Here is an 8860-nt window from a genome sequence, read left to right on the forward strand (position 1 = left end):
GGAAGCTAAGCCTCTCAGCGCCGATGGTACTGCAAGGGGGACCTTGTGGGAGAGTAGGACGCCGCCGGACTCAACGTAGGTAAGAAGATGTGGCCATCGGCCCTCCATCGAGAACACGAAGGGCACCCTTCGTTCTCGATCGGGGCCGGTGGCCATTTCTGTTTTGCGCGTCGGACACCGACGCTCGACGTCAGGGCAAGTCCGTGATGGACTGGGACGACGAGCCAGGGACGGCGCGGACACACACAACGACACAGCGGACGATCGCCGGGGCTTGCGCTCCGGCACGCGATGAGGAGCAACGGTGGCGAACGACGACGAGCGGCGGAACGACCGCAACGACGACCGCGGAGAGCGGCCTCCGCGCCGTGACAGCGATCGTCCCGCGGGCCGTGACGGTGGTTCGAACGGTGGTGGCCGAGGCGGTTGGTCCTCTGGCCCGCGCGAGTTCGAGCGGCGCGAAGGTGCGCGTTCCGACCGTCCGCAGCGCGACGGTGACCGTCCGTTCCGATCAGATCGACCGAGCCGCGACAGCGCTCCGGGGCGTGGTTTCCGCGACGGTGGGCAGCGGTCCGACCGTTCGAGTGGCCCACGCGGTGATCGTCCGTCGTACAACTCGGACCGTCCGCGTCGTGATGGTGACCGTCCGTCCTACAACTCGGACCGTCCGCGTCGTGATGGTGATCGTCCGTCGTACAACTCCGACCGTCCGCGTCGTGACGGTGACCGTCCCGCGTACAACTCCGACCGTCCGCGTCGTGACGGTGACCGTCCCGCGTACAACTCCGACCGTCCGCGTCGTGACGGTGACCGTCCCGCGTACAACTCGGACCGTCCGCGTCGTGATGGTGATCGTCCGTCGTACAACTCCGACCGTCCGCGTCGTGACGGTGACCGTCCCGCGTACAACTCGGACCGGCCTCGTCGTGACGGTGACCGTCCCGCGTACAACTCGGACCGGCCTCGTCGTGATGGGGATCGTCCGTCGTACAACTCGGACCGTCCGCGTCGTGATGGTGATCGTCCGTCGTACAACTCGGACCGTCCGCGTCGTGATGGTGATCGTCCGTCCTACAACTCGGACCGTCCGCGTCGTGATGGTGATCGTCCGTCGTACAACTCCGACCGTCCTCGTCGTGACGGTGACCGTCCCGCGTACAACTCGGACCGTCCGCGTCGTGATGGTGACCGACCCTTCCGCGGAGGTTCCGACCGGCCCGAACGGGGCCAGTTCAGCACCCGTGGGGGCAGCGACGACCGCAAGCGTTTCGGCGACGGCAGCCGCGGCCCCGGTGCCCGCTTCGGCGAGGCTGCCCGCGACGACTTCGAGGACCGCGACCCGTACGGCACCCGGTCGATCCGCCCGCGTCACGAGGACCCGGAGATCCCCGACGAGATCTCGGCGCGTGACCTCCACCCGCAAGCCCGGGCCGAGCTCAAGACGCTCAGCAAGGACAACGCGGACTGGGTCGCACGGCACCTGCTCACGGCCGCCATGTACGTGGACGAGGACCCGGAGCTCGCCAACCAGCACGCGCTGAGCGCCGCACGTCGCGCCGGTCGTGTGGCAGTCGTCCGCGAGACCGCGGCGATCACCGCCTACCGGCTCGGGGACTTCACCACGGCGCTCCGCGAGCTCCGGACCTACCGTCGCATCTCGGGTCGCAACGACCAGCTGCCGATGATGGTCGACTGCGAACGCGGCCTGGGGCGCCCCGAGCGCGCGCTCGAGCTCGGTCGTTCCGTGGACCGCGCGGCGCTCGAGCCGGCGGTGCAGGTCGAGTTGTCCATCGCGATGTCCGGAGCCCGGATCGACCTCGGGAATCCCACAGCCGCACTGGGCGAGCTGGAGATTCCACAGCTCGACCCGTCGACGGCCTACAGCTGGTCGCCGGCGCTCTACAGTGCTTACGCGGCCACGCTCGAGGAGCTCGGTCGCCAGGACGAAGCCGACGAGTGGTGGGCGCGTGTGGACCGCGCGGCCGAAGCCCTCGCCGAAGCTGCTGACGAAGACTCTTGGGAGACAGTGGATGTGGTCGAGGAAGAAGTCGAAGGACACGAGTCCGACGAGCACGAGCTCGACGACGTCGACGAGCCAGGGGAGCCCGACCAGCTCGCGCCCCTCGGCGAGCCCGAGTCCGACGAGCCCGACGACGACCTCGGCGAGATCGACGAGGACAACCCCCGCGACGTCGACGGCTCCGCAGCCGGCTGACACCCCGCGTCCACCGACGGACGGCGTCGACCTGGTCCTCACCGACCTGGACGGCGTCGTCTACCGTGGCCGCAACGCCATCCCGCACGCCGTCGAGTCGCTGACGCGCGCCTCGCTGACGGCGCGGGTCGGCTACATCACGAACAACGCCTCGCGTCGTCCGTCCGACGTCGCTGAGCACCTGCAGCGCTACGGCCTCGACGTCACGGCGGACGACGTGGTCACGAGTTCGCAGGCCGGCGTCCGGCTGCTCGAGACCCTGGTGCCCGCCGGGTCGACGGTCCTGGTGATCGGCGGCATCGGTCTGACCAGCATCGTCGAACAGGCGGGCTTCACGGTCACGGCGAGTGCCGAGGACGCGCCCGCTGCGGTCATCCAGGGGTTCTCGCCGGACCTCGGGTGGCAGCAGCTGGCCGAGGCCTCGTTCGCCCTGGCCGATCCCGACATCCCGTGGGTCGCGACGAACATGGACTGGTCGATCCCGGTCGAACGCGGCATCGCGCCCGGCAACGGCACCCTCGTGTCCGCCGTGCACCAGGCCGTCGGACGCATGCCGGTCGTGGCCGGCAAGCCCGAGCGACCGATCTTCGACGCGGCCCTGGCTCGCTTCGGCGGGGAGCGGCCGCTGTTCATCGGCGACCGCCTGGACACCGACATCAAGGGCGCGAACGACGTCGGGATCCCGAGTGTCCTCGTGCTGACCGGCATCGACCAGGCGAAGCAGGTGCTCGCGGCCGATGTGCGTTCGCGGCCGACGTACGTGCTGCAGGACCTGCGAGGTCTGTCCGAGCCCTACCCGGTGACCCACCGGCACGGATCTGCTGACGGCACGCGGTACGTCAGCGTCGGCGAGTCGACGGTCCGGATGCAGCGGAACGTCGTCCGCGTCGAGCAGCGCGGCGACGACCCGATGGACCTGCTGCGCGCTGGTGCCGCAGCGATCTGGGACTCCGGGTTGGCGATCTACGGGCTCGACGTCGACCCTGCGCTCCACGGCGGCGAGTAGCGTGTCGGACGTGTCAGACACCCCCGGACCGCAGCCGATCGACAACGACGGCGACGTCGCAGCGCGCGCTCGTCGGGCCGAGGACCTGCCGTTGCCGGACCGTGCGGACGTCTTCGCCGGGCTGCACGACGAGCTGCGCACGCGGCTCGAGAACGGCGGCACCGCGAGTGCCTGACACCCACCTCCCCCGAGCCGACGGGCCCGGGGCGGACATGCAGCGCTCCGACGTCCGGCCCGTGCGGCTGGACGCGGCCGTGGCTGCGCGGGGACTCGCCAAGTCCCGAACCGCTGCAGCCAAGCTCGTCGCGGACGGCCGCGTCAGCATCGACGGCGTGCCGGTGGTCAAGGCCTCGACCCCGGTGCTGCCCGACACCGTGATCCAGGTCGATGCCGGGGACGACTGGGTCTCGCGGGCAGCGCTCAAGCTCGTCGGGGCCCTCGACGCCTTCGGGGTGGACCCGACGGGCCGCGTCGCGCTCGACGTCGGCGCCAGCACCGGTGGGTTCACGCAGGTGCTGCTCGCCCGAGGTGCCCGGCGGGTCGTCGCGCTCGACGTCGGTCACGGCCAGCTCGACCCCGTCGTCGCGCTGGACGACCGGGTCGTCGTGGTCGAGGGCGTCAACGCTCGGAACCTGACCGCCGAGGACTACCTGGCGTTCGACCCGGCCGCGGCGGACACCACGCTGGTGGTCGGGGACCTGTCGTTCATCAGCCTGCGCATCGTCCTGCCCGCACTGGCCCGTGCCGTGCCGGCGGACGAGTACGTGCTGCTCGTGAAACCGCAGTTCGAGGTCGGCCGGAACGGTGTGCGCGAGGGCATCGTGCACGACGTCGACCTGCGGAACGACGCACTCATGAACGTGCTGTGGGCCGCATGGGACCTCGGCTTCGGGACGTCGGGCCTGATCGCCTCGCCGATCCTCGGGACCCACGGCAACCACGAGTACCTCGCGCGTCTCCAGCGGGGCGCAGGGTCCAATCCGACAGAATGGATCACACGGGCGACCGAACTGGCGGAAGGGGCTCCATGAGCGACGAACGGCACATCCTGCTCGTCTCGCACACGGGCCGGCGCGACTCCATCGACGCCGCGGTCGAGGTCTGCGACCTGCTGAACGCGGCCGACCTGACCCCGGTGATGCCCTTCGACGAGTACGCCGACATCCGCCGCGCCGAAGCGTCGGTCGGCAAGGTCGACATCCTCGGCGTCGACGTGCAGCCCGACGACCTCGAGATCGTCATCGTGCTCGGCGGTGACGGTACGATCCTGCGCGCAGCGGAACTCGTCCGCGGGACGCGCGCCCCGCTGATCGGCGTCAACCTGGGCCACGTCGGGTTCCTGGCCGAGAGCGAGCGGGACGGCCTGGCCGAGACCGTCCAGCGTGCCCTGGCCGGCGAGTACAACGTCGAAGAGCGCGTCGCCCTGCAGGTCGACGTCGTGGTCGGCAACGAGAAGGTCTACTCGTCGTGGGCACTGAACGAGGCGACGATCGAGAAGGCCTCGCGCGAGCGCATGCTCGAGGTCGTCACCGAGGTGGACGGTCGTCCGCTGTCGTCCTTCGGGTGCGACGGTGTCGTCGTCGCCACCCCGACGGGGTCGACGGCGTACTCGTTCTCCGGCGGCGGCCCGATCGTGTGGCCGGACGTCGACGCCATCCTCATGGTGCCGCTGAGCGCCCACGCGTTGTTCTCGCGGCCGATCGTCGTCGGCCCCGACCGTGTGCTGGCCGTCGAGGTCCTGCGCCGGACGAGCGGCGTCGGCGTGCTGTGGTGCGATGGTCGTCGCACGCACGACCTGCCCCCGGGTGCGCGCGTCGAGGTCCGGCGGTCGCCCGAACCCGTCCGTGTCGCGCGGCTGAAGGACGCCCCGTTCACCGACCGGCTGGTCGCGAAGTTCCGGCTGCCCGTCGCCGGGTGGCGCGGACCCCACCAGGACGACGAACACGGAGACGACCGGTGATCGAGGAGATCCGCATCGCGGACCTCGGGGTGATCGGTGACGCCACGCTCGAGCTCGGTCCCGGATTCACGGTCGTCACCGGTGAGACCGGTGCTGGCAAGACGATGATCGTCACCGCACTCGGGCTGCTGCTCGGTGCCCGGGCCGATGCGGGCTCCGTGCGTCGTGGTGCGTCGAGCGCCGTCGTCGAGGGCCGCTGGGACGTGCCGGACCACGCCGCGGTCGCCGAACGTGTCGAGGACGCCGGGGGAGCGGTCGAGGACGGCGAGCTCATCCTCACCAGGACCGTCTCCGCCGAAGGCCGCAGCCGCGCCACGGTCGGCGGTCGCAGCGCCCCGGTCGCGGTGCTCGGCGAGCTGGCGGACCAGCTGGTCACCGTGCACGGGCAGTCCGACCAGATCCGGCTGACCTCGTCGACGGCGCAACGCGCCGCACTCGACGGCTTCGGCGGGGCAGCCGTCGACAAGGCGTTGGCGGCGTACGTCCGCGCCTTCGACGCCTGGCAGGAGCACACGGCCGACCTCGAGATCCTGACGCGTGATCGCGACGAACGCCTGGCCGAGGCGGCTCGGTTGCGCGAGGCCTCCGACGAGATCGAGGCTGCCGCACCCCAGCCGGGCGAAGACGACGAGTTGGCCGAACGCGCCGAACGGCTCGGCAACCTCGAAGAGCTCCGGCTGTCCGCGGGCCTGGCTCACGAGGCGATCTCGTCCGAGTCCCTCGACGGAGCGACCGACGTCATCGGGCTGGTCGAGGCGGCCCGTCGCGCGATCGAGCGGGTGACGAGCGCCGACGCCGCACTGCAGCCCGTGCTCGAGCAACTGACCGAGCTCGGCATCCAGGCCAGCGAGGCCTCGGCCAGCCTGTCGAGCTACCTGGGGTCGCTCGAACCGGAAGCCGGTCACGACCTCGAGCTCATCAACGAACGGCGCGCGGTGCTGTCCGCCCTGAGTCGCAAGTACGGCGACACCGTCGACGACGTCATCGCGTTCGGCCAGCGCGCCAGCGACCGACTGCTCGAGCTCGACGGCGACGACGACCGGATCGTCGCGCTGCAGCAGGCCGTCGAGCAGGACGAATCGACCCTCGAAGCAGCCGGTGCAACCCTGACGGCGGCGCGGACGACGGCCGCGAACGACCTGGCGAAGCGCGTGACCGCCGAGCTCCGGACCCTGGCGATGGCCGGTGCGAAGCTCGTGGTCGAGGTCACCGACGCCGGCGAGTTCCGCCGCCACGGCCGCGACCAGGTCGCGATCCTGCTGCAGCCGCACTCGGGCACCGACCCGCGGCCGATCAGCAAGGGTGCGTCCGGCGGCGAGCTGTCGCGTGTGATGCTCGCGATCGAGGTCGTGATGGCCGGCAGCACGACGGTGCCGACGTTCGTGTTCGACGAGGTCGACGCCGGCGTCGGTGGCGCCGCGGCGATCGAGATCGGCCGACGCCTGGCGAAGCTCGCCGAGCGCACGCAGGTCATCGTCGTCACGCACCTGGCCCAGGTCGCCGCGTTCGCCACGAACCACCTCAACGTCGTGAAGGACGCCAGCGGCGCGGTCACCTCGTCGAGCGTGCGACGGCTGGAGGGCGACGACCGGCTGCAGGAGATGGCGCGGCTGCTCTCCGGCCTCGGCGACAGCGCCAGCGGCATGGAGCACGCCCGCGAGCTGCTCGCCGTGGCAGCGCAGACCGCCTGAGCGCCGCAGCACGCCAGGCGCCGAGCACGAAGCGCGAGGGATCAGTCGAGCCCGGCCACGGACCACCGGTCCGGCCAGAGCAGGGCGGACACGCGCGCGGCGAACGCGGGTCGCGCCTCCTGGCAGTTCTGACGTACGATGGAATCCCGTGGCGGACACTTCCAGCGGTACCCAGGCAAACACGCAACACACGACCTCGAAGGTGACGAAGCAGATCTTCGTGACCGGCGGGGTCGTCTCGTCTCTCGGCAAGGGCCTGACGGCGGCCAGCCTCGGCAACCTCTTGACGGCACGCGGCCTCAAGGTCGTCATGCAGAAGCTCGACCCGTACCTCAACGTGGACCCGGGCACCATGAACCCGTTCCAGCACGGCGAGGTCTTCGTGACCGACGACGGTGCCGAGACGGACCTGGACATCGGGCACTACGAGCGGTTCCTCGACATCAACCTGTCGCAGGCGGCGAACGTCACGACCGGCCAGGTGTACTCGACGGTCATCGCCAAGGAGCGCCGCGGCGAGTACCTCGGCGACACCGTGCAGGTCATCCCGCACATCACCGACGAGATCAAGCGGCGGATGCGCGAGCAGGCGGAGAACGACCCGCAGCCCGACGTCATCATCACCGAGGTCGGCGGCACGGTCGGCGACATCGAGTCGCAGCCCTTCATCGAGTCGGCACGCCAGGTGCGCCACGAGCTCGGCCGCAACAACGTGTTCTTCGTGCACGTGTCGCTCGTGCCGTTCATGAACGCCTCGGGTGAGCAGAAGACCAAGCCGACGCAGCACTCCGTGGCGCAGCTGCGCTCGATCGGCATCCAGCCCGACGCGCTCGTGCTCCGGAGCGACCGCCCCGTGTCCGACTCGAACAAGAAGAAGATCGCGCTGATGTGCGACGTCGACGAGGGCGCCGTGGTGAACGCCGTCGACGTCCCCTCGATCTACGACCTGCCGACGCTGCTGAACACGCAGGGCCTCGACCAGGTCATCGTCGACGCGCTGCACCTGGACGCCGGTCCGGTCGACTGGACCTCGTGGAACCCGGTGCTGCAGGCCGTGCACGAGCCCAAGAAGGACGTCACGATCGCGCTGGTCGGCAAGTACATCGACCTGCCGGACGCGTACCTTTCTGTCACCGAGGCGCTCCGCGCGGGTGGCTTCGCCCACAACGCGAAGGTCACGCTGAAGTGGGTCGTGTCGGACGACTGCACCACGCCCGAGGGTGCCGCCAAGCAGCTCGGCGACGTCGACGGCATCTGCATCCCCGGCGGGTTCGGCGTGCGCGGCATCGAGGGCAAGCTCGGCGCGCTGAAGTTCGCGCGCGAGAACCACATCCCCACGCTCGGCCTGTGCCTGGGACTGCAGTGCATGGTCATCGAGTACGCCCGCCACGAGGCCGGTCTGGTCGACGCGTCGAGCTCCGAGTTCGACCCGGAGACCCCGACCCCCGTCGTCGCGACCATGGCCGAGCAGGTCGACATCATCGCCGGCGGTGACCTGGGCGGCACGATGCGGCTGGGCCTGTACCCGGCGGTCTTCACCGACGGCTCGCTGGCCGCCGACCTGTACGGCGCGTCCGAGGCGTCCGAGCGGCACCGTCACCGCTACGAGGTCAACAACACGTACCGTCAGCAGATCGCGGACGCCGGCATGGTGTTCTCGGGCACCTCGCCCGACGGCTCGCTGGTGGAGTACGTCGAGCTGGACCGTGCGGAGCACCCGTTCTACATCGGCACGCAGGCGCACCCCGAGCTGCGCTCGCGGCCGAACCACGCGCACCCGCTGTTCGCCGGACTGGTCGAGGCCGCGATCACCCGCAACGAGGCCTCCCGCCTGTTCGACCCGGAGACGGAGTCGGTGGAGGTCGCGTAGTCGACGTCCCCACGTTCCCACTGGAGGCCCGGTGCCAGCTGGCACCGGGCCTCCAGCCCGTCTGTGGCCGCGCCCACCGCGCGCGCGGGTTGGATGGGGGTGTGACCGACGCACCGAT

The 8860-nt window shown here is 70.5% G+C and carries 8 protein-coding genes; 7 read left to right on the forward strand and 1 reads right to left on the reverse strand.

Translation table 11 applies throughout. The features are described from left to right. Window positions 1-511: 511 nt before the first annotated feature. Window positions 512-1372, reverse strand: coding sequence for a hypothetical protein (locus MT346_RS17810; protein WP_243564461.1), 861 nt, complete (start codon window positions 1370-1372; stop codon window positions 512-514). Between the two features lie 123 nt (window positions 1373-1495). On the opposite strand from MT346_RS17810, the gene MT346_RS17815 reads away from it, so the two are divergent. From MT346_RS17815 to MT346_RS17845, 7 genes are all read left to right on the forward strand, one after another. After that, entirely contained in the window at window positions 1496-2215 is a 720-nt protein-coding gene (locus tag MT346_RS17815; protein WP_243564462.1) for a hypothetical protein, read from the forward strand. A gap of 31 nt (window positions 2216-2246) precedes the next feature. Further along, window positions 2247-3221 carry an HAD-IIA family hydrolase gene (locus MT346_RS17820; protein ID WP_374202542.1) on the forward strand — a complete coding sequence of 325 codons (975 nt, stop codon included), beginning with the start codon at window positions 2247-2249 and terminating at the stop codon, window positions 3219-3221. A gap of 10 nt (window positions 3222-3231) precedes the next feature. Continuing rightward, window positions 3232-3396, forward strand: coding sequence for a hypothetical protein (locus MT346_RS17825; RefSeq protein WP_243564463.1), 165 nt, complete (start codon window positions 3232-3234; stop codon window positions 3394-3396). Window positions 3397-3433: 37 nt separating this feature from the next. After that, window positions 3434-4252 carry a TlyA family RNA methyltransferase gene (locus MT346_RS17830; protein ID WP_243564464.1) on the forward strand — a complete coding sequence of 273 codons (819 nt, stop codon included), beginning with the start codon at window positions 3434-3436 and terminating at the stop codon, window positions 4250-4252. After that, the gene (locus tag MT346_RS17835) at window positions 4249-5181 is read left to right on the forward strand and encodes an NAD kinase (protein WP_243564465.1); all 933 of its coding nucleotides are present in this window, start codon (window positions 4249-4251) and stop codon (window positions 5179-5181) included. Before MT346_RS17830 ends, MT346_RS17835 begins: the two co-directional genes overlap by 4 nt. Next, the gene (gene recN / locus MT346_RS17840; RefSeq protein ID WP_243564467.1) at window positions 5178-6872 is read left to right on the forward strand and encodes a DNA repair protein RecN; all 1695 of its coding nucleotides are present in this window, start codon (window positions 5178-5180) and stop codon (window positions 6870-6872) included. Before MT346_RS17835 ends, recN begins: the two co-directional genes overlap by 4 nt. A 202-nt stretch (window positions 6873-7074) precedes the next feature. Next, window positions 7075-8742 (forward strand): CTP synthase, encoded by a 1668-nt coding sequence (locus MT346_RS17845; protein WP_243564468.1) that lies wholly within the window; start codon window positions 7075-7077, stop codon window positions 8740-8742. Window positions 8743-8860 lie beyond the last annotated feature (118 nt).

Source organism: Curtobacterium sp. VKM Ac-2922, assembly GCF_022815645.1.
GTDB lineage: Bacteria > Actinomycetota > Actinomycetes > Actinomycetales > Microbacteriaceae > Curtobacterium.

Excerpts from the sequence above, each read along its gene's own strand:
- MT346_RS17815 (WP_243564462.1), top strand. The coding sequence starts at position 1,496 with ATGTACGTGGACGAGGACCCGGAGCTCGCCAACCAGCACGCGCTGAGC.
- MT346_RS17835 (WP_243564465.1), top strand. The coding sequence starts at position 4,249 with ATGAGCGACGAACGGCACATCCTGCTCGTCTCGCACACGGGCCGGCGC.
- MT346_RS17830 (WP_243564464.1), top strand. The coding sequence starts at position 3,434 with ATGCAGCGCTCCGACGTCCGGCCCGTGCGGCTGGACGCGGCCGTGGCT.